We start from the raw sequence: 19839 nt of genomic DNA, 5'->3' as shown, positions 1-19839 counted from the left end.
TTTGGCCATGCTGAAGTCCGTCAGTGTCGCCATCCTGTTCGCCGCCCCCGTCGTCGCGTTGAGTGCCTGCGCCCCCAACGAACCGGTGTCCACCCAGCCCGGTACCACCCCCGCGATCTGGACCGGCTCGCCTTCGCCATCGGCTCCGCCCGGAGAGCACGGCAGCGAGCATGGCTCGGGTGCCGCCAGTGCGGGCGAGACGTTGACCGCCGACATCAAGACCGCTGACGGCACCTCCGTGGCCACCGCGGACTTCCACTTCGCCGACGGCTTCGCCACGGTCACCGTCGAGACCACCGCGCCCGGCCATCTGGCCCCCGGATTCCACGGTCTGCACATCCACTCGGTCGGTAAGTGCGAGGCCAACTCGGTGGCCCCGACCGGCGGCGCGCCCGGCGACTTCAACTCCGCCGGTGGGCATTTTCAGGTTCCCGGACACACCACGCATCCGGCCAGTGGTGATCTCAGCTCGCTGCAGGTCCGCGCCGACGGCTCCGCGAAGCTGGTGACCACGACAGACGCGATCACCGCGGAGGATCTGCAGGCCGGCGCCAAGACCGCCATCATCATTCACGAGAAGTCGGACAACTTCGCCAACATCCCGCCAGAGCGCTACCAGCAGGTGGTCGGCGGTGCGCCCGGACCCGATCAGACGACGATGGCCACCGGCGACGCCGGCGCTCGGGTGGCGTGCGGTGTTATCGGTACCGGCTAACAGCCGTATCGATTTCGCCGGGTCACCCCGGCCGACCGTCGGCGTCGAATGGGAGTTCGCTCTCGTCGACGCCGACACCCGTGATCTGAGCAACGAAGCCGCCGCCGTCATCGCCGAGATCGGCGAGAACCCGCACGTACACAAGGAACTGCTGCGCAACACCGTCGAGATCGTCACCGGGATCTGCGAGAACACCGGTGAGGCGATGGACGACCTGCGCAGCACGCTCGGCACCGTCCGCAGGATCGTGCGGGGTCGCGGCATGGAGCTGTTCTGCGCGGGGACACATCCGTTCGCAAAATGGTCGAGCCAGCAGCTGACCGACGCGCCGCGCTACGCCGAGCTCATCAAGCGCACGCAGTGGTGGGGCAGGCAGATGACGATCTGGGGTGTGCATGTGCACGTGGGCGTTTCGTCCGCGCACAAGGTGATGCCGATCATTTCCTCGCTGCTCAACCAGTACCCGCATCTACTGGCACTGTCGGCGTCGTCGCCGTTCTGGGAAGGTGCGGACACCGGCTACGCGAGCAACCGGGCGATGATGTTCCAGCAATTGCCGACCGCGGGGTTGCCCTTCCAGTTTCAGACGTGGCCGGAGTTCGAAGGCTTCGTGCACGATCAGAAGAAGACCGGCATCATCGACCACCTCAACGAAATCCGCTGGGATATCCGGCCGTCGCCGTATCTGGGCACGGTTGAGGTGCGGATCTTCGACGGCGTGTCCAATGTTCGCGAACTCGGGGCATTGGTGGCGCTGACGCATTGCCTGATCGTCGACCTCGACCGCAGGCTCGACGCCGGCGAACAGCTGCCCACCATGCCGCCCTGGCATGTGCAGGAAAACAAGTGGCGCGCTGCACGTTACGGGCTCGACGCGGTGATCATCCTCGACGCCGACAGCAATGAGCGGCTGGTTTCCGAGGACCTCGACGAGCTGCTGAACCACCTCGAGCCGGTGGCCAGGTCGTTGAACTGTCCTGACGAGCTGGCTGCCGTCGCCGACATCTACCGCTCCGGTGGGTCCTATCAGCGACAGCGGCGGGTTGCCGAGGAGAATGATGGCGACCTGCGGGAAGTCGTTGACGCCCTGATCAGCGAACTAGAGCTATAGGCTGAGGCGATGCAGCGTTTGGTGGTTGCCGGGATTGCCCTCGCAGTAATCGGTTTGGCCGGCTGCAGCAACGTCACCAGCGGGACGCCGATGGCCGATCCGGACCAGACCGGGATCTCCACGACCACCACCCGGACCACGCCGAGGACCACCACACCGTCGGCGCCGGATTCGCCCACGGCCCCCACGCCTCCACCGGCCGGGATGGCCGGCACAACGTGCGGCGAGTACCTGGATATGGACGAGGCCACGAAGCGGCAGGTGATCGCGGCGATCGGGGAGGAGAACGAACTCGTCGAGATGAATCCCGAACTGTGGATCAGCATGGCCGACATGATGTGCTCGTTCACGCCGCCCGCCACTCTGGTCCGAGACGCAGTCGCCGGGGAAGGGTTCAACTAGGTCGCCGATGACAGTCACACCGATGTTTCCCCTCGAGGTGGCAATGCTTCCGGGTGAGGAACTGCCGCTGCGGATCTTCGAACCCCGCTACGTGGCGATGGTCAGCGACTGCATGGCCATGCCCGACCCGGCGTTCGGCGTGGTGTTGATTGCGGCGGGACGCGAGGTCGGCGGCGGGGACAAGCGGTGCGACGTCGGCGCACTCGCCCGGATTGTGGACTGCCAGAACCTGGGCGTCGACCGTTACCGGCTGCTCTGCGTGATGGGCGAGCGCATTCGCGTACAGCGTTGGCTCGACGACGAACCCTACCCTCGGGCAGACATCGAGATCTGGCCTGACGAACCCGATTCTGTTGACCCGGCGCGCATTGCCGACGTGGAGGACCGGATGGTCGCGCTGTACGACCGAATTGGCGAGGCTCGTGGGGCGTCGATACACAGTCGGGAGATCGTGGCCGCGGCCAGTGCTGAACCAGATCGGTTGTATGCGTTGGCTGCTCGCCTGCCGATGGGCCAAGCCGACCGCTACTCGGTGCTATCTGCGCCGAGTGCCGCTGCGCGGCTGGAGGCATTGAGCGAAGCGGTGGACACCGTGACCGCGTTGGTGGAGTTCCAGCTTTCGGAGTAGCCCGCTGCCTGCCCTGCCTGCCTGCCCGCGAAACCGACGCTTTGGTCGAAATTTCGCCCAAGGATCGACCAAAGCGTCGATCTGGGTGAAGCCGCCTATTCGGGAACGAAGTCCTCGTTGCGGAGGCGTTCCAGGGCCCGGCCGTCCGTGAGTTCGGCTCGGTCCTCGGGATGCTGCCAATACTGCCGGACCATCCAATACAGCGCCCCAAAGTTGGGCTCATAGCGGTCGGCGTTGGGCACGACGATCGGTTTGGCATCTTTCAGCACGAAGACGATCGGGTTTCGGCTCCGCTTATCGGCTTTGTCGGTGATATCGACGACGTCATGCCAACGCGCAGTGCGGGTTCGGAAAATGTCGGCGTTCTCGACTCCGTCAGGTCCGATCCGGAAGTAGCCGGCCCCGCGACGCCTGAGCAACGCAGCCAGGCCGAACAACGAGAGGATCAGCAGGCTGATCATCAAGTACCGGTTGACCACATCCCGACCGGGGGTGGCGAGCGGAAGTTCGGCGATTCCTCGTGAGATGAACGCGATGTAGAACGCCGAGCCGAGAATAGCGCCCACCAACGTCACCCCGTAGCACCAGGCGATGTAAGGATTGATCCGCAATCTCGTTCCGTTGTCGGCGGACTCGGCAAACCGCGTCGGGGACGCGAACCACGTCGTGGCGAGCGTGGCGACCACGCCCGTAAAGAATATTGTCATTCCGCCGGCAGTCACAGCTGCGAGCAACATGCCGCGCTGCAGCGCGACCACTGTCTGCGCCAGGCTATAAACAACACCGCCTACGAAGATAAGAACCCCGAACTTGTCCAGGATTGATAGTTTGCGTTCCCAATTCGGCGGCGGTGGCAGTTCTATGCGCATGGTGATCCGGTGATGGCGGCCGATGCGATCTGGACTTGGTCTGCGAAACCGCGCAAAACGTCGGGGTCAACAAGCATCTTGTCCTCAGACTCGCTGTGTCATCTCAAACGGTGACGTTATCGCACGTCAGCGCAGCCTGATGGCACGAATTTCGCGGCCTCGCACGATGAACATGACGATCCGATCGCTAGCCAACCCGACGCTTTGGTCGAAATCCCGCGCGCTACATCGACCAAAGCGTTGGTCTCGGCGCGATAATCGCGCTCAGTCCCGGCCCTGCTCGAACTCGGCCATCTCGTCGCGGGTCAGCAGGTCGTCGCGGATGTTCTGCTCGCGGTAGGCCAGTTGGCCGACTCGATTGGCGATCACGGGCGCGGTGATGAGCGTGAACAGCCCGGTGAGGATCACCATGCCGACGTCGGCGTGGCCGCGCAGTCGAATAGCCGCACCCGCCAACACCAGCAGCAGACCCAGCACCTGTGGTTTGGTGGCGGCGTGCATGCGCGACAGGGTGTCGGGGAACCGGACGATGCCGATCGCGGCGGTCAACGCGAGTGTCGATCCGCTGAGAACCAGTACCGCACTGATGATGTCGAAGGTGTTCACAGCAGCTTCCGTTTCGGCCGTGGATTGTCGATGTCGGGCACGCGGAACCGGGCGACGCTCACCGAACCGACGAAGCTGATCAACGCGAGCGCGGTCAGGCTGTAGGTGACCGTGGTGTCCAGGCTGAACGCTGCCCAGGTGCCGATCGCGCACATCGTCACCGCAACCAAAGTGTCCAGGGCTACCAGGCGATCCAGCGTGCTGGGCCCGGCCAACAAGCGGAACATGGTGACGGCAGCGGCCGCCGTGAGCATGACCCCTGCGATGATCCATACCCAGGTCATGAGGCGTCGACCTCCTTGTCCGCGGCCGGTTTCCAGTCGGAGTCGCGTTCGAATGCGGCAACCAGCATTCGCTGAAACTGCTCAACCTGGCGGTAGAAGCGGTTGACGGAGCGTTCGGAACCGACATCGAGAACGTGGACGTAGAGCATCCGCCTGGACTGGTCGATCTCGAGCACGATGTTGCCCGGTGTCAGATTCAGGATGTTGACCGCCAATGCCAGAACCAGATCCGACTTGAGCGGCATGTGCGCGCGTAGCACCGCGGTCAGCGGCGGTGGGCCGGGCCGCACCGCCAGCCACGCCACCTGCACCGAGGACAGGACCAGGTAATAGGTCACCAACGCGTTCAGCTTGAACAGCGACACTGGGTGCAGCTTGCCTTCCACCGGCACTGCCGGCAGCGGCAGCAGCAGGGTGATCAGCAGGGCGACCACCAGCCCGCTGATGATGTTGGCCACGGACGCGTTGCCCCACAACAGGATCCACACAAGTACGAGGAAGCAAAGCACCCAGGCGCGCAGCACGTACTTTCTCATTGGGTGCCTCCCAACACTGCTGAGATGTACTGCCCTCGGTCCAGCACCTCGGCCGCGGCCCGCTCGCTGTAGGCGAAGATCGGACCGGCCGCCACCGTCAGCGTCAGCCCCACCACGATGAGCGCGCCGGTCGGTACCAACATGCCCACCGGCATGCGGCCCACGCTGTCGCGGTCGGCGAACTCGATGTCCTCGCCGACGTCGAGCAACACCGCCGGTGCGGCACCCGACAGATGACCTTCGGGCGCGTCGGCCCTGGCTCGCCAGAACGCTTTCGTCCAGACCCGGGCCACCACGTACAGCGTCAGCAAGCTGGTGATCACGGCGCCGCCCACCAAGACCCAGGCCAGGGCCGAGCCGTTCTCGGCGCCGGCTTCCAGTAGCGCGACCTTCCCGATGAACCCTGAGAACGGGGGAATACCACCAAGATTCAGCGCGGGGACGACGAACACGAACGCGAGCACCGGGCTGGCGGCGGCGAGCCCGCCGAGGCGCTGCAGCGTGGACGCGCCGGCCTGGCGCTCGATCAGACCGACCACGAGGAACAGCGTCGTCTGCACCACGATGTGGTGGGCCACGTAGTAGATCGCGCCGGACATCCCGAGTTCGGAGGCCAGCGCGATCCCGAACACCATGTAGCCGATGTGGCTCACCAGCGTGAACGACAACAATCGCTTGATGTCGCTCTGCGCGATCGCGCCGAGGATGCCGATCACCATCGTCAGGAGGCCGGCAATCAACAGCACCGCATCCAGCCCGCCGTCGGGGAACAGCAGCGAATGGGCGCGAATGATCGCGTACACACCGACTTTGGTCAGCAACCCGGCGAACACCGCAGTGACCGGAGCCGGCGCGGTGGGGTACGAGTCGGGCAGCCACGCCGACAACGGGAACACCGCGGCCTTGATACCGAACGCCACCAACAGCACCGCGAACAGCGCGGTACGGGTGCCGTCGGGAACATCGTCGAGGCGCACCGCCAGCTCGGCCAGATTCAGCGTTCCGGTGGCGGCGTACACAAGTGCGATGCCGATCAGGAAGATCAGCGACGACACCATCGACACCATCACGTACGCGATGCCGGCACGCACGCGCTCCTCGCTGGCCCCGATGGTCAGCAACACGAAGCTCGCGGCGAGCAGCACCTCGAATCCGACGAACAGATTGAACAGGTCACCGGCCAGGAATGCCGTACACACACCTGCGGACAGCACCAGATAGGTGGGCACGAAGATCGACACCGGCTGGCGTTCGTCACCGTCGCGGATACCCTGGCCGATCGCGTAGACGACCACCGCCAGCAGCACAATCGAGGACACCACCAGCATCAGTGCCGAGAGCCGGTCGACCACAAGGGTGATGCCGAGTGGGCCCATTCCCGGCACACTCTGGCCCCAGCCGCCGACATGTAGCGCCAGCGTCCCATCGCGATCGGCCAGGTACAGCAGCGCCCCGCACACCGCGACCACCGCGACCAGGGCCACCTGGGCGATGATCCGTTGCAGGTGTGGCCGCCGTCCGGCAACCAATGTGATTGCCGCGGCGATCGCGGGAATCAGCACCGGCAGCGGGATCAGGGTTTGGGCGTTCACTTGGAGCCCTCGAATCCCGGCAGCGCGTCGAGTTCGTCGGGTGCCTCGGTGTCGCGGCTGGTGTCGGGTAGTGGGACGACGTCCTCCTCGGCCGCGGACAGTTGCGAAACCCGCTCGTCCTCGGGGTCGTTGGTGACTTCTTCGGCGGTGGTCAACCGGTATGACCGGTACGCCAGGGCCAGCACGAACGCCGCGATGCCCATGCTGATCACGATCGCGGTGAGGATCATGCCCTGTGCCAGCGGATCGGCCGTGGTGCTTGCGCCGTTGCTCCCGCGCCCGCGGATCGGCGGATTGCCGCCCGGGCCGCCGACCGTCAGGATCAGGAGATTCACGGCGTTGCCGATCAACAACAATCCCAACAGCATTCGGGTGAGGTTGCGTTCCAGCAGCAGGTACACGCCGGCGCTGGTGAGGCCGCCGATGAGGATCAGGGGAACCAGGAAGGTTGTCATCGTGCTACCGCCTTCGCCGGTACGGGGTTCTCCGCCAAGTCCAAGTCCACCCGGGCGCCGAGGCTGCGCAGCACGTCGAGCACGAGGCCGACGACGATCAGGTACACCCCGAGGTCGAAGAACAGGGCAGTGACGAACTTGACCGAGCCCAACAGCGGAAGCTCGAACTGGACCAGCGCCGACGACAGGGCGGGCGCACCGACCAGCAGCGACGCGACGGCGGTTCCCGCCGACAACGCAAGTCCGGTGCCGAGGATCTTGCCGGCGTCCAGCGGCAGCGTCTCGCCCAATTCGTAACGGCCGCCGGCCAGATAGCGAAGCACCAGCGCCAGTCCCGCGGTCAGACCGCCGGCGAAGCCACCGCCCGGGGTGTTGTGTCCGGCGAAGAAGAAGTACGCCGAGAGCACCATGATGAGCGGGAAGATGATGCGAGTCGCCACCTCCAGCACGAGCGACCGGTGCCGGGGGTCGCGCAGTTCGCTGCCGCGCAGCCAGGTGACGCCGCCGGCGGCAGGGCTGTAGGCACCGACCGGGCCGATGTCGGGCTGACCGACGGCGGTGCTGACCCGCGGCGCGGTGCCGAACCGTCGGTGCCGGAACACCAGTGACGCCACGCCCGTCGCGGCGACGAGCAACACCATCACTTCGCCCATGGTGTCCCACGCGCGGATGTCGACAAGCAGGACGTTGACGGTGTTGGCGCCGTGTCCGCGGTAATAGGCGGCGTCCGGCAGCAACTCGGCGATGCCGGCGCCGGTGCGGGCAGCCATGGCGTAGACGGTCAGGGTGGTGACCGCCGCGCCGACCGCGAGGGCGAGCAGAGCCCGGGGAAGACGGTTCTTGTTGATCATGGTCGCTTCGGCCTCGGCCGGAAGCGTGCGCAGCACGAGCACGAAAGTCACCAAAACCAGTGTCTCGACCAGGAATTGGGTTAACGCCAGATCAGGCGCGCCGTGGAACGCGAAGATCGCGCCGCAGCCGTAGCCGGTGACCCCGACCAGCAGCACAGCGGCCAGACGGTTGCGCATCACCGTGGCGCCCAGCGCCGCGGCCAGCATCAGTAACCCCACCACGACCTGCAGCGGTGAACCCCACAGCGCGAAATCGGGGTGATCGCGGGCACCGAGCGCCAGCGTTGCGATTGGCAGCAGCACCAACGTGGACAGGATCACCGACTGGGTGGCCGGCAGTGATCCGCGCTGTGTCTGCGAGGTGAGTCGCACGGAAACCACGTCGAGGCCGCGGATGACCGCGTCGTAGACGTGGTCGGCGTTGCCCAGCGGTCGATAGGCGAAACGGGTGCGGGGCAGCCGATTCCGGCCGAAGAACACTGCGGTGCCGACGGCGATCACCACAACCGACAGCAGCAACGGCAGGCCCAGCCCGTGCCACAACGCCAGGTGATAGCCCGATCCGCCCGGCACCGTGTCGGCGTACTCGTCGAGCACCGCGTCCAGCCCCGCCGGCCACACTCCGAACACCAGGCCCGCGGCGGCCAGGATCGCCGGGGATGCCAGGAAAGTTATTGGGGGACGGTGCATCTCGGTCACCCGGATGCTGGGTTTGGGTAATCCTTTGGCGGAGAACGCCCCCCACAGGAACCGCAGACTGTAAATGGTGGTGAACACCGAGCCGAGCACGATACCGGCCAGCACATAGGGTGCGGCCGTTCCCAGCGCGGCGCTGTGCAGCACCGTCTCCAGATCGGCCTCCTTGGCGACGAAGCCGAAGAACGGTGGAAGTGCGGCCATGCTGGCGGTTGCCCCGCACGCGATGATCAGCAGCGGCCGGTGCTGGGATCCCAACCCGGCCAGCCGGCGGATGTCGCGCGTGCCGGTGGCGTGGTCGATGATGCCGACCACCATGAACAGGGCAGCCTTGAACATCGCGTGCGCGCACAGCATGGCCAGCCCGGCCAGCATCATGTCTGATCCACCGGCGCCGACCATCACGGTGATCAGACCGAGCTGGCTGACCGTGCCGAACGCCAGGATCAGTTTCAAGTCGTATTCGCGCACCGCGCGCCACCCGGCCAGCAACATGGTGAGCAACCCGAGGCCGATCACCATGGGCCGCCACAGCGGGGTGTCGGCAAAACCGGGGGTCATCCGCGCCACCAGGTACACACCGGCCTTCACCATGGCGGCCGCATGCAGATACGCGCTCACCGGCGTCGGCGCTGCCATCGCACCGGGCAGCCAGAAGTGCATCGGCACGATCGCCGACTTGGACAGCGCGCCGACCAGAATCAGCGCGATGCCGATCGATGCGGCGGTCCCCGTCGGCGGCGCGGCGATCAATTCCGAGAGCAGATAGGTGCCGGCGAGATTGCCCAGAACGATGATGCCGACCAGCATGGCTAGCCCGCCGAACGTCGTCACCAGCAGTGCCTGAGTGGCGGCCCGACGGCTGGTGGCCCGTTCGGCGTAGTGGCCGACCAGCAGGAACGACAGCACGGTGGTGGTTTCCCAGAACACGTAGAGCACCAGCATGTTGTCGCTGACCACCAGACCGAACATCGCCCCGGAGAACGCGACGAGCTCGGCCGCGAAACTGGGCAGCCGTTTCTCGATCTTGCCGTCATGGTGGTGGAAGTAGTCCACGCAGTAGAACAGCACCAGCGCCCCGATGGCCAGCACCAATACGCTCATGATCGCCGCGAGCGAATCGAACCGCAGGGTGATGTCCATCGACAGTTCGGAGACCCACGGAATGTGCACCGTCGGGACCCGGTCGTCCGTCGGCCAGTTCAGCCCCACCCACACCAGCGAGCCCAGCGGAACAAGCGCCAGCGGATAGAACGCCGCCCGACCCCATCTGGCCACCAGAAGTGGCGCCAGCGCGGTGGCCACCGCGTGGGCGAGTAGGACGGCGAGCATGGCACTCCGATCGGGTTGGGGTCGGGGTGTCAGCCTCTAGCTATTGGATTGGCTACGGCTTCGGTTAGCCATTCTACGTGGGCCGTTGTCGTTACGATCAGCGTGCAGAGCCGTCGCGCGGCGAGGGGGTGAATTCTCGTGGCAACCAACGAGGTTCTGGTCGTGGGTGCGGGCCCGACCGGTTTGATGCTGGCGTGCGAGCTTGCCCTGGGCGGCGCGAAGTGCACCGTGCTGGAGGAACGCACCACGATGCCCAACATCACGAGGGCCTTCGCCGTCCACGCCAGAACCCTCGAACTGCTCGACGGGCGTGGCCTGGTCGAGGAGTTGTTGAGCCGCGGGCTACCGGTGCAGGAGCTGGCGCCACCGGGTGGGACGACGCTGGATCTTCGCGAGCTGCCTACTCGCTACGGGATGGTGCTCATCGTCCCGCAGAGCGGCACCGAACATGTGCTGGAGGCGCGGGGCGCCGAGCTGGGCGTTGAAGTGCGCCGCGGTGCGGAAGTCGTCGGCCTGCGGCAGGACGCCGACGCGGTGACCGTGGACCTGGCCGGCGGCGAGAGCCTGCAGGCGTCGTACGTCGTCGGCTGCGATGGTGCGCACAGCGCCGTTCGGCGGCTCGTCGGGATCGACTTCGTCGGCAAACAGTATGAGACGCACGTCCTGCTGGCCGACGTCAGGTTGGCGTCGCCGCCCACCGAGACGTTGTTCGCCAGGACCGGTACGGAAGGCGTGGTGCTGTTCGTCCCGTTCGGTGACGGCTGGTTCCGCGCGATTGCCTGGGACCGGTTGCGTGAGCAGGCCCCGCTGGACGAGCCGGTCACGCTCGATGAGATGCGCGACGCGTTTCGCCGCATCGCTGGTGAGGACTTCGGCATGAGCGAGATGCGGTGGAGCTCTCGGTTCCTCAGTGAACGACGTCAAGCCCGGCATTACCGCTCGGGTCGGGTGTTCCTGGCCGGCGACGCCGCCCACGTGCATTCGCCGCTCGGTGGGCAGGGGATGAACACCGGGCTCGGCGACGCGATCAACTTGGGCTGGAAGCTCGCGTCGGCGGTGCGGGGACAGGCACCGGCATGGTTGCTGGACAGCTACGAACGCGAGCGGCATCCGGTCGGTGCGGCGGTGCTTCGGCTCACCGATGCGTTCAATCAGGTGGTGCTCAGCTCGGCGGCCACGCGCCGATTTCGGGTACTGGTGCTCGGTGCCGTGCTGCGCGTTCCTCGCACGCGGCGGTTCCTGGCCGAGCGGCTCAGCGGGATCGGCATCGCGTATCCGCGGTCGAGGGGCGAGGACCGGTTGGTCGGGCGGCGGATGGCCGATGTGGAGTGTGACGGCAAGCGGCTCTATGAGTTGTTGCGGGCAGGGAAGTTCGTGCTGCTGACCGCGGCGCCGGTGGACATCGGTGGCTGCGACGTGGTGCACGCGATCGACGACCGGCCCGAGTTGCCCGACGCGCTGCTCGTCCGGCCCGACGGTTATGTGGCCTGGGCCAGCGAGCGGTTGCCGCGTTCGGCTGACGTGCGCGCGGCGATCGCGCATTGGACTTCTGCGTCGGGGTGACGCTCTCAGAAATAGCGCAGCCAGACATACACCCACGCCAGAGCGGTACTCAACAGCGTCACCACGATGCCGTAGCGGGTGAACCGCCAGAAGCTGATCGGATGCCCGGCCCGTTTCGCGATACCTATGGCAACCACATTGGCGCTCGCGGCGATGGCGGTGCCGTTACCGGAAAAGCAGGCGCCCAGCGCGAACGCCCACCACAGTGCCTGGCCGGTGTCGGCATCAGGGGCTTGGGCCACCATGCCTTCCACGACGGGCGTCATCGTCGCGGTGTAGGGAATGTTGTCGACGAACGCACCGACGATCGACGAGCCGAACAGCAGCGCGGTGGCCGCGCCGAACCAGTTGTCGCCGAACGCCGATTCGGCCACCGACCCGAGCGCTCCGATCACCCCGGTGTGCACCAGACCCGCCACCATCGCGAACAGGCCCATGAAGAACACCAGCGTCGACCACTCCACCTCGGGCAGCACCTCGGCCACGTCGATGTCGGTGACCAGCAGCATCGCCCCCGCACCCAGCAACGCCACAATCGACGGCGCGACGTGCAGCACCGAGTGCAGACCGAACCCGACGATCACCACCGCCAACACCACCAGTGAGCGGACCAGCAGTCGGGTGTCCTTGATGGCGCGGCGCTCCTGCAGGGCCATCACCTCGTCGATGTGCATCGTCCCGTTGCGCAGGTCGGCGCGGAACAGCAACCGGGTGAACACCACGAACAGCGCGAAGATGATGATCACCGCCGGGGCCATGTGGATGAGGAAGTCGTTGAATGTCAGGCCGGCACGGCTGCCGATGATGATGTTGGGCGGGTCGCCGATCAAGGTGGCCGCGCCGCCGATGTTCGACGCGAGCACCTCGGCGATCAGGTAGGGCTGCGGCGCGATGCGAAGCCTGTCGCAGATCACCAAGGTGACCGGGGCGATGAGCAGGATGATGGTGACGTTGTCGAGCACCGGCGACGCGATCGCGGTAATCACCATCAGCATCACCATGAGCCGGAACGGTTTGCCGCGGGAGCGCTTGGCTGCCCAGATGGCGAGGAAGTCGAACAGGCCGGTCTGTTTGATGACGCCGACGATGACCATCATCCCGAGCAGCAGGAAGATGACGTTCCAGTCGATGCCCTCGTGCTCGGAATAGAAGATCTTCTCGCCGGGGATCAGGCCGAGCAGAGCCATCAGGCCGGCGGCGACGAGGACGGTCTTGACCTTGTCGGCCCGTTCGGTGGCGATGAACCAGAAGGCGACGACGAAGATCGTCAGCGCCAGGACCGGAGCCAACATGGGCTCAGGGGTCAGTCGCCGGGTCCGGCCACCGCCAGACTGGTCAGTAGCCGTTCCAGCGTCACCGCTCCGGTGAGGCGCCCGCTACGGTCGACGACCGCGATGAGCGGGCTGCGTTTGTTGGCCATGACCGTGGCGACCTCCAACAGCGTCGCGTCCGGGGACACGGTGGCCGGTTTGGCGACGGGACTGGGTAGGCAGTCGCCGACGGTCAACTTCCCGGGGCCGTGCCAGAACAGGTCGGCGTGAATCTCGTCGACCGTCCGCACCAAGGCGGGGTCATCCCGGTACGACTCGGGAATCGCCAGGCGCAGCACCTGTGTTCCGGGCAGCACTGCGATCGGCCGGTCCGCATCGTCGACCACGACCAGGCCGGGCAGCCGGTTGACGACCATCAACTGCACGGCCTTGGACACCGGATCGTCGGTGCGAACCGTCGGCGGGTGGACGGCGATCTCGTGTGCTTGCATCTCTTCGGTCCAATGGGTAGCTATCGTCATCGTCCTCGTTCTCCGATCAGTCGGGACGGCTGTGCAGGATTTCGGCGATCGCAGGTGAACAGATGCCGGCATTCGGGCGCTTCGAAGCAGGTGCAGCAAGTGTGGGCGGCATATCCACCAGTGACCATCGGGGCTGACACCCATTCGCAGGGGGATGGCACCTGTATGGACAAAAGTCCTCGTCGCGGGCCACGCTGGTGTGGTGAAACCGGCGCGGACCCCGGCGGCGGCACTGTTCCGGCGGGTGTTTCTGATCAACGGCCTGATCTTCACCCTGGGCACGTTGATCCTGGCGCTGTCGCCCGCGTCAGTTTCTTCACGGATAAAACTCACCGAAATCCCAGTATTGGTGGTGGGTTTGGCGATTATCCTGACTGCCAACGCACTGCTATTGCGATCCAGTCTTGCCCCATTGGATCGGCTCGCCGCGTCAATGCGGCGAGTCGATCCGCCCAGGCGTAGCGACCGCGTGGACGACCGTGGTACCGGCGACCTGCACCATCTGATCTCGTCGTTCAACACCATGCTGGACCGCCTGGAGACCGAGCGGACCACGGCGAGCGCGTCGGCTTTGGCCGCCCAGGAGAACGAACGCCAGCGCATCGCGCGGGAACTGCACGATGAGATCGGCCAGACCCTGACGGTCGCCCTACTGACCCTCAAGCGGGCGGTGGACCGCGCGCCGTCGGAGATCCGCGGCGAGCTGGCCGACGCGCAGGAGATCGTGCGAGCCAGCCTCGACGAGGTGCGTGGCATCGCCCGCCGGTTGCGCCCGGATGCCCTCGAAGATCTGGGTCTGCACAGTGCTTTGAATGCACTCTGCAACGACTTCGCTCAGGCCTCGGGTATTGCCGTTATCAAACATGTTGCCCCGCAGGTGGATCGACTCAAGCCTGACATCGAGTTGGTCTGTTACCGGATCGCGCAGGAGAGCCTGACGAATGTGGCCCGGCATTCGGGGGCCAGCAAGGTATGGCTGGATCTGCACGCCGGCGCCGATGAACTCACGCTGCGGATTGCCGACGACGGGTGCGGCGGCGTGGTCGGCGAAGGCGCCGGGATCAACGGCATGCGAGAACGGGCGCTGCTCGTGAACGCCGCGCTCACCATCACTTCACCGGATGGTGGCGGTACCGAGGTGCGTCTCGTCATCCCGGTCCGGAGGGGTTGAATGGCCCGAATCCTGCTCGCCGACGACCACGCCCTGGTGCGCAGTGGGTTGCGGATGATCATCGACGCCGAACCCGATCTGCAGGTGGTGGCCGAGGCGGCCGACGGGTATGAGGCCCTGGCAGCGCTGGACGGCACTCCCGTCGACCTGGCCATCCTCGACATCGCGATGCCGCGAATGACCGGCCTGCAGGCGGCACGTGAGATCAACCGGTCACACCCGCACGTCCGCATCCTGATCCTGTCGATGTACGACAACGAGCAGTACTTCTTCGAGGCGCTCAAAGCGGGAGCGTCGGGCTACGTGCTGAAATCGGTGGCTGACCGCGACCTGCTGGAGGCCTGCCGGGCGACGATGCGTGGTGAACCGTTCCTGTACGCCGGTGCGGTAACCGCGTTGATCCGCGACTATCTGCACCGGGCCCGCCAGGGCGGGGAGATGCCCGACAACATCATCACGCCGCGCGAGGAGGAGGTGCTCAAGCTCATCGCCGAGGGGTATTCGACGCGGGAGATCGCGGCGACATTGACCATCAGCGCCAAAACCGTTGACCGCCACCGCACCAACATCCTGGCCAAGCTGGGGCTGCGGGATCGGTTGGCGTTGACGCGGTATGCCATCCGGGCTGGGCTCATCGAGCCGTGACTGTGTTGCTCGGCGTTGATCGGTGATCTTCGGCGGCTCCCGGCGGCATCGTCGATGTGCCCGCCTGTGCGCGACTGAGTCGCGGAAATCGCCACCTCAGTCACATGCGCCGCGGTAGCCACAAGCTCGAAACCCCATAAATCCCGATGACCCCTATCTGTCACTCCTGCAACGTAATTCGGTGCGCCCGCCTAATAGCGACATTGTCGCTGGAGGCTGCAATGCCTGGAATCGTCCGGGCCGCACGTTCCGCGTTTGAAGCGTGGTGGCGGTCCCAAAGCCGATTCTCCGCCAAGGCGCTTCACACGCGGGCCGCGGTTGCGCGTCGCCGCCTGGGGGCAGGCATCTACGCCGCGGATTGCAGTCACTATCAAGCAGTAATCCTAGACGTAAACGCTTTTCGGCAGACGCGGGCCGCGGCGGGCAGTGCTCAGCGACCGTGAGCCCAGATCGGAATCGCATGGGACGCAACGCCGATGCCCCAGCCCATGATCGGCCAGACCGGCCAGAAATACCATCCACCGCCGCCGAGTCCGACGGCGAGCCAGATGCCAAGCATCAGTACGGATCCCGCGACGTACGCGGCGAGGTGGATGCGAACGCCCAGTCTGGCCGCCCTGATTTGGGCTTCACGACGACGCGGGTCGTTGCGGCGGAGTTGAGCGACGGGCAGGTCGGTGAGAAGTTGGCGCAGTTCGCCGGTGGTCTGCGCTTGGAAGGCGGATTGCAGGCGGACCTCATATTCGGCCATGGTCAGGTAGCCCTGCGCGAGCGCCCGGCCCAGGTCGTTGGCGGTCTTTTCGCGTTCGCCGTCGCCGGCGCGCGTGGTTGTGGCGGTGTTGAGAACAATGTCAGCCATCGCATCCCCTGAACATCTAGGCAGTGACAAGTTGAACTATTCCACGGCAACTTGTCAGCGTCAAGATGCGATCCCCGCAGCGTCCAGTTCTGAAAGATGACGCAACGTAAGCAGTTGTTTGCGCATCATCACCACGTCGCCCACCGCGAGAGCCCACCCGACCAGGCGTGGACCGTCGAACAAGACGCGCACATGTAGACGGCTGCCCGCCCCGGCCGCCCGCACCGAGTAGGTGACGGTCACCTTCCCCGATTGGAGCGTGATGTGCTCATCGTCGGTGAACGACTGCAGGTCGAAGAGGCCCATGAACCGCTGGCCGATTGCGAGTCCGGTCAGGGCCGGGTCGCGCGTGCGCGGGCTGCGGCGGCCGAAGTTGTCGAGCAGGTCGTAGCTGTATGGCGCGACGCGCAATTGGCACAGCCAACCGAACACGACCGATGCCGGTGCGTTGATGGTGATCGCCCGATCAGCCCGGGTGCGAGCGCTGGGTGCCACCTCATCGCAGGGCAAGATGGCCACGCGCTCCTGAGGCGTCGCGCCCCAATTCATGAACGTCATGGTCACGCGGTCACCTCCGGACGCGGACGTAATTGCCCCGCAATCCGTTTGAGCATCCATTGCACCGCCACTCGATGGCCGCCCGAGCCGATCACCAGGGCCCGGTAGATCTTGCCGTGCAGGCCCGGGAACGCCGCCCAGGTCTGCGAGCGCACCCGGGTGCGGTGCGGGCTGAGGGCGTCGAGTTCGAACACCCACTCGTAGATCGAGAAGGGGTGCCGGCCTTTGAGGACCAGACGCTCGCGCGGTGTGCATTCGCCGATGGCGAAGCCGAACGGAGCGCGCGGATCAGCCGGATCGTCACACATGGTGCGCAGGGTGGCGGCCCATGTCGTGGCCGCGTCGGCGTCGACGGTTATGGCATGCTCATCGATATAGGGTAAACGTTTCATATAGAAGGACCGTACTAGATCATGGCCCCTCCGCGGAAGCATGAAACCGATGTGATTCTCGACGCGACGCGCGCGCTGGTGCTGTCTGACGGGCCTCGGGCCGCCAGCGTCGCGGCGATCGCCAAGGTCAGCGGTGCACCGGCGGGCACGCTGTATCACCGGTTCGGCAACCGGAACGGGATCCTCACCGCGGCGTGGCTGCGAGCGTTGGAGCGGTTCCAGTCGCGGGCGATGGCCGCAAAGGGGGAGTCTGCATTGGAGTCGGCAGTGGCCATGGCAGTCGCCGCCGTGCAATTCGCCCGCGAGATTCCAGACGACGCCCGGCTGCTGCTGACCATCCGGCCCGCCGACCTCCTCGACGGCGAACCCGACGCTGACTTTCAGGCCACGCTCGCCACGATGAACGCTCCACTCATCGAGCGATTACACGAACTGGCCCGCGCGATCTTTGGCGACGACGGCGAACGAACCATGGACGCCATGGCGCGGGCCGTGGTGGACCTGCCGTACGCGACCGTGCGTCGCCATGCGCACGACAAGGAGATGCCGCCCTGGCTGGAGGAGGACATGGCGCAAGCGGTGCGCGCGTTGTTGGCGCTAGCGTGAAAGATGTTCAGTCCGGCTGCATCTGGCCATTGAGCTTGCCGGCCTCTTGTTGGTCGGTGCCGTCGTATTCGGTAGCCGCGGACGTCAACTTGACCGAGAGGTCCGTCGAGATCAGGTGCATCTTCTCCGCGGCGTTACGGCGCGACAGTTCTGCCGATTTCAACGCCATTGCTGTGGGCGAGCACACGAGGCCGTGGGTCTGAAAAACATGCCCGGCCGTACCATGGGTTGCCGACTTGGCGGTCTCGATCTTCGTTGCGGCGTCCGCCTGGATGCTTGCGGTGGAGAGGATCTGCTCGGAAACGGTGAGTGGCGGTTGAGTCATCTGCAGTTCCCGTGTTGGATTCAGGTCGTAGCGAGGTGAGGTCTAGGCGGGGCCAAAACCGCCGCCCGGAATCTCGGCGGTCGAACCGATCGACTCGTACTGTGAGGCCAATTCCTTGATTTTGCTTGCATGCTGTCCGGAATGACTGGCCATTTCATGGACTCGCATCGTGCCGACGGGCACGGTGCCCGCGACTGCTGCGACCTCAATTGCGATCGAGACCGCTTGGCCCACGACCGGGATCGCCTTGGCTGCCAGCCCGGGGATGATGCTCAAGCTGAGTATGGTCTGGCATTTCGACACGGATTCGCGTGTTTGATCGACCTGACCGGCTTCTTCGACGAGGACCTTCTGAATGTTTGCGTCCGTAGTAGACATTTCGGCGGCACATGCCTGTTGCTCTCTATTTCTATCGCCGTAGGCAGTCGACCCATCGCCCGTCCAGTCGCCGGGTGGGCCTCAGTAGCGTCGAGTGGGCGTCCAAAAACTGGGTGGCGGCTTCCGTGAACCGCGCCCCGTCTGCAGGCCGTCCGAATCCCAGCATGTTGCTTTCCATGGTCAGGGTGATCAACCCGGCATTGATTATCGGAGTTCCAGCGCCTTTGGCGAAATTCTTGAGCGTGTTGGCCGACGCCAGGTCGCCCGATGCGGCCGCCGACCTGGCCATTGCCGAGGCGCCTTCGGTCGCCACCGTCTGTGTGATCGACAGCAGGTCAGTTCCGATTCCCGCCATGCCCCACGGAACGCTTGACTTGACTCCATTGGCGTGGTCGGCCACACCGTAAACGTAGTTACCGTTCAGATAGGTGAAAGTTGCGTAGTCGCTCTATGGCTCGTCCGTCGGTGAGCTCCTGATGCCGCGATCGATCAGGTCCGCCAGGAGGCCCATATCCATCTGCGTCGGGCTGGCGGCGACGCGAGCAGACGTCACGACCGCGCGGCGAAGGCAACGATGTTGTCGGCGCTTGCCCGATAGCTGGCCTCGAAGTCGCCGCCGCAGGTGATCAACGCCAGTTGTGCGCCCTGTGCGTTATCGGACAGCACCCGCCGCAGCGCTTCAGGATCCTTCTTCGGGATGCCAGACACCACGCGGATGATGCGGAAATCGGCCCCGTCGCCGCCAGGACGACCTGCGACCCTGACTTGATCACCGGAGCGCAGCTCACCGAGACGGTTGAACACTGCATAGCCACCGCCAACCTGTGTGTGCCCCAACATGATTGCCATGCCGGGGGCGCCAACCAGGGGTCCACCGTCCCACCATCCGACGCTGGACGCATCCGGCGGTACGGCAAACGTCGGCACCACCTGGCCTCCGAGGAAAGGAGCAGGGGCCATCACTGTCCCCACCGGGACGACGTGGGCCGTCACTCCGATAGCCGGGATATTGAGTTGGGCAGGAATGAACACCCCAGCTTCGACCGGTAGTGGACTGGCAGGCAGTGACCGCCACGTGACCGGCGCGTGGCCCGAAGTCAGTTGCGCCTCAGCTGATCCGGGGAGCGCCAAGGCGATCACCAAACCGGCGATCGCCCCGGCGACGGCGCGACGGGTCACGATGGTCTCGCGGCTACGGCAGGAACATCGCCGGATCGACCAAACCGGTCGGAGCCTGTACCGGGTACCCCGGGCCAACGTGGGCACCGGGATCGGTAGGCGCGCCCGGTGATATGCCCGCGGGCGGTGTCGCGCCAACTCCGGAACCCGACGGTGCCGCCTCCAGCGGACCTTGTGGTGCCTGCGGCATCGTGGCGTCCGAAGGCGCCGGGCTGGGTGCGGGTTGTGGGACTGGACCGGGCCAGACGTTGGGTGTGGGCAGTGGATCCGGCCACGGGCCGAAGTCCGGCGGGA

Annotated in this window: 24 protein-coding genes and 1 pseudogene; 8 read left to right on the top strand and 17 right to left on the bottom strand. The window is 65.7% G+C overall.

Annotated elements, in window-relative coordinates; all coding sequences use genetic code 11:
- Nucleotides 1-7: 7 nt before the first annotated feature.
- Genes sodC through ABQF30_RS27260 form a run of 4 tightly spaced genes read left to right on the top strand, consistent with a single transcriptional unit; the run spans nucleotide 8 to nucleotide 2856 of the window.
- Entirely contained in the window at nucleotides 8-715 is a 708-nt protein-coding gene (sodC, locus tag ABQF30_RS27275; protein ID WP_448469755.1) for a superoxide dismutase[Cu-Zn], read from the top strand.
- The gene (locus ABQF30_RS27270; RefSeq protein ID WP_448469753.1) at nucleotides 696-1826 is read left to right on the top strand and encodes a glutamate--cysteine ligase; all 1131 of its coding nucleotides are present in this window, start codon (nucleotides 696-698) and stop codon (nucleotides 1824-1826) included. The genes sodC and ABQF30_RS27270 overlap by 20 nt, the downstream gene beginning before the upstream one ends.
- A gap of 9 nt (nucleotides 1827-1835) precedes the next feature.
- Nucleotides 1836-2228 carry a hypothetical protein gene (locus ABQF30_RS27265; protein ID WP_448469751.1) on the top strand — a complete coding sequence of 131 codons (393 nt, stop codon included), beginning with the start codon at nucleotides 1836-1838 and terminating at the stop codon, nucleotides 2226-2228.
- A gap of 7 nt (nucleotides 2229-2235) precedes the next feature.
- Nucleotides 2236-2856 (top strand): LON peptidase substrate-binding domain-containing protein, encoded by a 621-nt coding sequence (locus ABQF30_RS27260; RefSeq protein WP_448469749.1) that lies wholly within the window; start codon nucleotides 2236-2238, stop codon nucleotides 2854-2856.
- Between the two features lie 95 nt (nucleotides 2857-2951).
- Here the strand turns inward: ABQF30_RS27260 and ABQF30_RS27255 are convergent, their stop codons facing one another.
- From ABQF30_RS27255 to ABQF30_RS27225, 7 genes are all read right to left on the bottom strand, one after another.
- On the bottom strand, nucleotides 2952-3542 hold the full coding sequence (locus ABQF30_RS27255; RefSeq protein ID WP_448469747.1) for a hypothetical protein: 591 nt from the start codon (nucleotides 3540-3542) through the stop codon (nucleotides 2952-2954).
- Between the two features lie 447 nt (nucleotides 3543-3989).
- On the bottom strand, nucleotides 3990-4331 hold the full coding sequence (gene mnhG / locus ABQF30_RS27250; protein ID WP_448469745.1) for a monovalent cation/H(+) antiporter subunit G: 342 nt from the start codon (nucleotides 4329-4331) through the stop codon (nucleotides 3990-3992).
- Nucleotides 4328-4615: a monovalent cation/H+ antiporter complex subunit F gene (locus tag ABQF30_RS27245; protein ID WP_448469743.1), complete on the bottom strand. Its 288-nt coding sequence runs from the start codon at nucleotides 4613-4615 to the stop codon at nucleotides 4328-4330. The genes mnhG and ABQF30_RS27245 overlap by 4 nt, the downstream gene beginning before the upstream one ends.
- Nucleotides 4612-5151, bottom strand: coding sequence for a Na+/H+ antiporter subunit E (locus ABQF30_RS27240; RefSeq protein WP_448469741.1), 540 nt, complete (start codon nucleotides 5149-5151; stop codon nucleotides 4612-4614). Before ABQF30_RS27240 ends, ABQF30_RS27245 begins: the two co-directional genes overlap by 4 nt.
- Complete coding sequence (locus ABQF30_RS27235; RefSeq protein WP_448469739.1) at nucleotides 5148-6743, bottom strand: Na+/H+ antiporter subunit D; 1596 nt, start codon at nucleotides 6741-6743, stop codon at nucleotides 5148-5150. Before ABQF30_RS27235 ends, ABQF30_RS27240 begins: the two co-directional genes overlap by 4 nt.
- The gene (locus tag ABQF30_RS27230; protein WP_448469737.1) at nucleotides 6740-7198 is read right to left on the bottom strand and encodes a Na(+)/H(+) antiporter subunit C; all 459 of its coding nucleotides are present in this window, start codon (nucleotides 7196-7198) and stop codon (nucleotides 6740-6742) included. Before ABQF30_RS27230 ends, ABQF30_RS27235 begins: the two co-directional genes overlap by 4 nt.
- Nucleotides 7195-10077, bottom strand: a complete 2883-nt coding sequence (locus tag ABQF30_RS27225; RefSeq protein WP_448469735.1) for a Na+/H+ antiporter subunit A — start codon at nucleotides 10075-10077, stop codon at nucleotides 7195-7197. Before ABQF30_RS27225 ends, ABQF30_RS27230 begins: the two co-directional genes overlap by 4 nt.
- 138 nt (nucleotides 10078-10215) lie before the next feature.
- On the opposite strand from ABQF30_RS27225, the gene ABQF30_RS27220 reads away from it, so the two are divergent.
- Nucleotides 10216-11640: an FAD-dependent monooxygenase gene (locus ABQF30_RS27220; RefSeq protein ID WP_448469733.1), complete on the top strand. Its 1425-nt coding sequence runs from the start codon at nucleotides 10216-10218 to the stop codon at nucleotides 11638-11640.
- Nucleotides 11641-11645: 5 nt separating this feature from the next.
- Here the strand turns inward: ABQF30_RS27220 and ABQF30_RS27215 are convergent, their stop codons facing one another.
- Both ABQF30_RS27215 and ABQF30_RS27210 read right to left on the bottom strand, forming a co-directional pair.
- Nucleotides 11646-12932 (bottom strand): ArsB/NhaD family transporter, encoded by a 1287-nt coding sequence (locus tag ABQF30_RS27215; RefSeq protein ID WP_448469731.1) that lies wholly within the window; start codon nucleotides 12930-12932, stop codon nucleotides 11646-11648.
- Between the two features lie 11 nt (nucleotides 12933-12943).
- The gene (locus tag ABQF30_RS27210) at nucleotides 12944-13432 is read right to left on the bottom strand and encodes a CBS domain-containing protein (protein WP_448469729.1); all 489 of its coding nucleotides are present in this window, start codon (nucleotides 13430-13432) and stop codon (nucleotides 12944-12946) included.
- Nucleotides 13433-13634: 202 nt separating this feature from the next.
- On the opposite strand from ABQF30_RS27210, the gene ABQF30_RS27205 reads away from it, so the two are divergent.
- Together ABQF30_RS27205 and ABQF30_RS27200 are read left to right on the top strand one after the other, a co-directional pair.
- Nucleotides 13635-14603 carry a sensor histidine kinase gene (locus ABQF30_RS27205; RefSeq protein WP_448469727.1) on the top strand — a complete coding sequence of 323 codons (969 nt, stop codon included), beginning with the start codon at nucleotides 13635-13637 and terminating at the stop codon, nucleotides 14601-14603.
- Nucleotides 14604-15248: a response regulator gene (locus ABQF30_RS27200; RefSeq protein WP_448469725.1), complete on the top strand. Its 645-nt coding sequence runs from the start codon at nucleotides 14604-14606 to the stop codon at nucleotides 15246-15248.
- A gap of 430 nt (nucleotides 15249-15678) precedes the next feature.
- On the opposite strand, the gene ABQF30_RS27195 is transcribed toward ABQF30_RS27200, so the two are convergent.
- The 3 genes from ABQF30_RS27195 to ABQF30_RS27185 are packed head-to-tail and all read right to left on the bottom strand — an operon-like array spanning nucleotide 15679 to nucleotide 17057.
- The gene (locus tag ABQF30_RS27195; RefSeq protein ID WP_448469723.1) at nucleotides 15679-16107 is read right to left on the bottom strand and encodes a DUF1707 domain-containing protein; all 429 of its coding nucleotides are present in this window, start codon (nucleotides 16105-16107) and stop codon (nucleotides 15679-15681) included.
- Nucleotides 16108-16167: 60 nt separating this feature from the next.
- Entirely contained in the window at nucleotides 16168-16665 is a 498-nt protein-coding gene (locus tag ABQF30_RS27190; protein ID WP_448470074.1) for a hypothetical protein, read from the bottom strand.
- Nucleotides 16666-16667: 2 nt separating this feature from the next.
- Complete coding sequence (locus ABQF30_RS27185) at nucleotides 16668-17057, bottom strand: hypothetical protein (protein ID WP_448469721.1); 390 nt, start codon at nucleotides 17055-17057, stop codon at nucleotides 16668-16670.
- A 21-nt stretch (nucleotides 17058-17078) separates the two neighbouring features.
- Here ABQF30_RS27185 and ABQF30_RS27180 point away from each other — a divergent pair, with 21 nt between their 5' ends.
- Entirely contained in the window at nucleotides 17079-17663 is a 585-nt protein-coding gene (locus ABQF30_RS27180) for a TetR/AcrR family transcriptional regulator (protein WP_448469719.1), read from the top strand.
- A 7-nt stretch (nucleotides 17664-17670) separates the two neighbouring features.
- Here ABQF30_RS27180 and ABQF30_RS27175 read toward each other — a convergent pair whose 3' ends face one another.
- From ABQF30_RS27175 to ABQF30_RS27155, 5 genes and pseudogenes are all read right to left on the bottom strand, one after another.
- Nucleotides 17671-17988, bottom strand: coding sequence for an ESX-1 secretion-associated protein (locus ABQF30_RS27175; RefSeq protein ID WP_448469717.1), 318 nt, complete (start codon nucleotides 17986-17988; stop codon nucleotides 17671-17673).
- A gap of 42 nt (nucleotides 17989-18030) precedes the next feature.
- Complete coding sequence (locus ABQF30_RS27170; RefSeq protein ID WP_448469715.1) at nucleotides 18031-18264, bottom strand: hypothetical protein; 234 nt, start codon at nucleotides 18262-18264, stop codon at nucleotides 18031-18033.
- Nucleotides 18265-18397: 133 nt separating this feature from the next.
- Complete coding sequence (locus ABQF30_RS27165; protein WP_448469713.1) at nucleotides 18398-18766, bottom strand: hypothetical protein; 369 nt, start codon at nucleotides 18764-18766, stop codon at nucleotides 18398-18400.
- Between the two features lie 149 nt (nucleotides 18767-18915).
- Nucleotides 18916-19545 carry a class F sortase gene (locus tag ABQF30_RS27160; RefSeq protein WP_448469711.1) on the bottom strand — a complete coding sequence of 210 codons (630 nt, stop codon included), beginning with the start codon at nucleotides 19543-19545 and terminating at the stop codon, nucleotides 18916-18918.
- Between the two features lie 13 nt (nucleotides 19546-19558).
- Nucleotides 19559-19839, bottom strand: a pseudogene (locus tag ABQF30_RS27155) (hypothetical protein); the annotation flags it as partial.

Source organism: Mycolicibacterium sp. XJ870, from assembly GCF_053483975.1.
This window is presented reverse-complemented; position numbering and strand designations above follow the sequence as displayed.

Coding starts and splice junctions, on each gene's coding strand:
- sodC (WP_448469755.1), top strand. CDS start 8: ATGCTGAAGTCCGTCAGTGTCGCCATCCTGTTCGCCGCCCCCGTCGTC.
- ABQF30_RS27265 (WP_448469751.1), top strand. CDS start 1,836: ATGCAGCGTTTGGTGGTTGCCGGGATTGCCCTCGCAGTAATCGGTTTG.
- ABQF30_RS27260 (WP_448469749.1), top strand. CDS start 2,236: ATGACAGTCACACCGATGTTTCCCCTCGAGGTGGCAATGCTTCCGGGT.
- ABQF30_RS27245 (WP_448469743.1), bottom strand. CDS start 4,615: ATGACCTGGGTATGGATCATCGCAGGGGTCATGCTCACGGCGGCCGCT.
- ABQF30_RS27240 (WP_448469741.1), bottom strand. CDS start 5,151: ATGAGAAAGTACGTGCTGCGCGCCTGGGTGCTTTGCTTCCTCGTACTT.
- ABQF30_RS27230 (WP_448469737.1), bottom strand. CDS start 7,198: ATGACAACCTTCCTGGTTCCCCTGATCCTCATCGGCGGCCTCACCAGC.
- ABQF30_RS27225 (WP_448469735.1), bottom strand. CDS start 10,077: ATGCTCGCCGTCCTACTCGCCCACGCGGTGGCCACCGCGCTGGCGCCA.
- ABQF30_RS27215 (WP_448469731.1), bottom strand. CDS start 12,932: ATGTTGGCTCCGGTCCTGGCGCTGACGATCTTCGTCGTCGCCTTCTGG.
- ABQF30_RS27210 (WP_448469729.1), bottom strand. CDS start 13,432: ATGACGATAGCTACCCATTGGACCGAAGAGATGCAAGCACACGAGATC.
- ABQF30_RS27200 (WP_448469725.1), top strand. CDS start 14,604: ATGGCCCGAATCCTGCTCGCCGACGACCACGCCCTGGTGCGCAGTGGG.
- ABQF30_RS27195 (WP_448469723.1), bottom strand. CDS start 16,107: ATGGCTGACATTGTTCTCAACACCGCCACAACCACGCGCGCCGGCGAC.
- ABQF30_RS27190 (WP_448470074.1), bottom strand. CDS start 16,665: ATGACGTTCATGAATTGGGGCGCGACGCCTCAGGAGCGCGTGGCCATC.
- ABQF30_RS27185 (WP_448469721.1), bottom strand. CDS start 17,057: ATGAAACGTTTACCCTATATCGATGAGCATGCCATAACCGTCGACGCC.
- ABQF30_RS27180 (WP_448469719.1), top strand. CDS start 17,079: ATGGCCCCTCCGCGGAAGCATGAAACCGATGTGATTCTCGACGCGACG.
- ABQF30_RS27175 (WP_448469717.1), bottom strand. CDS start 17,988: ATGACTCAACCGCCACTCACCGTTTCCGAGCAGATCCTCTCCACCGCA.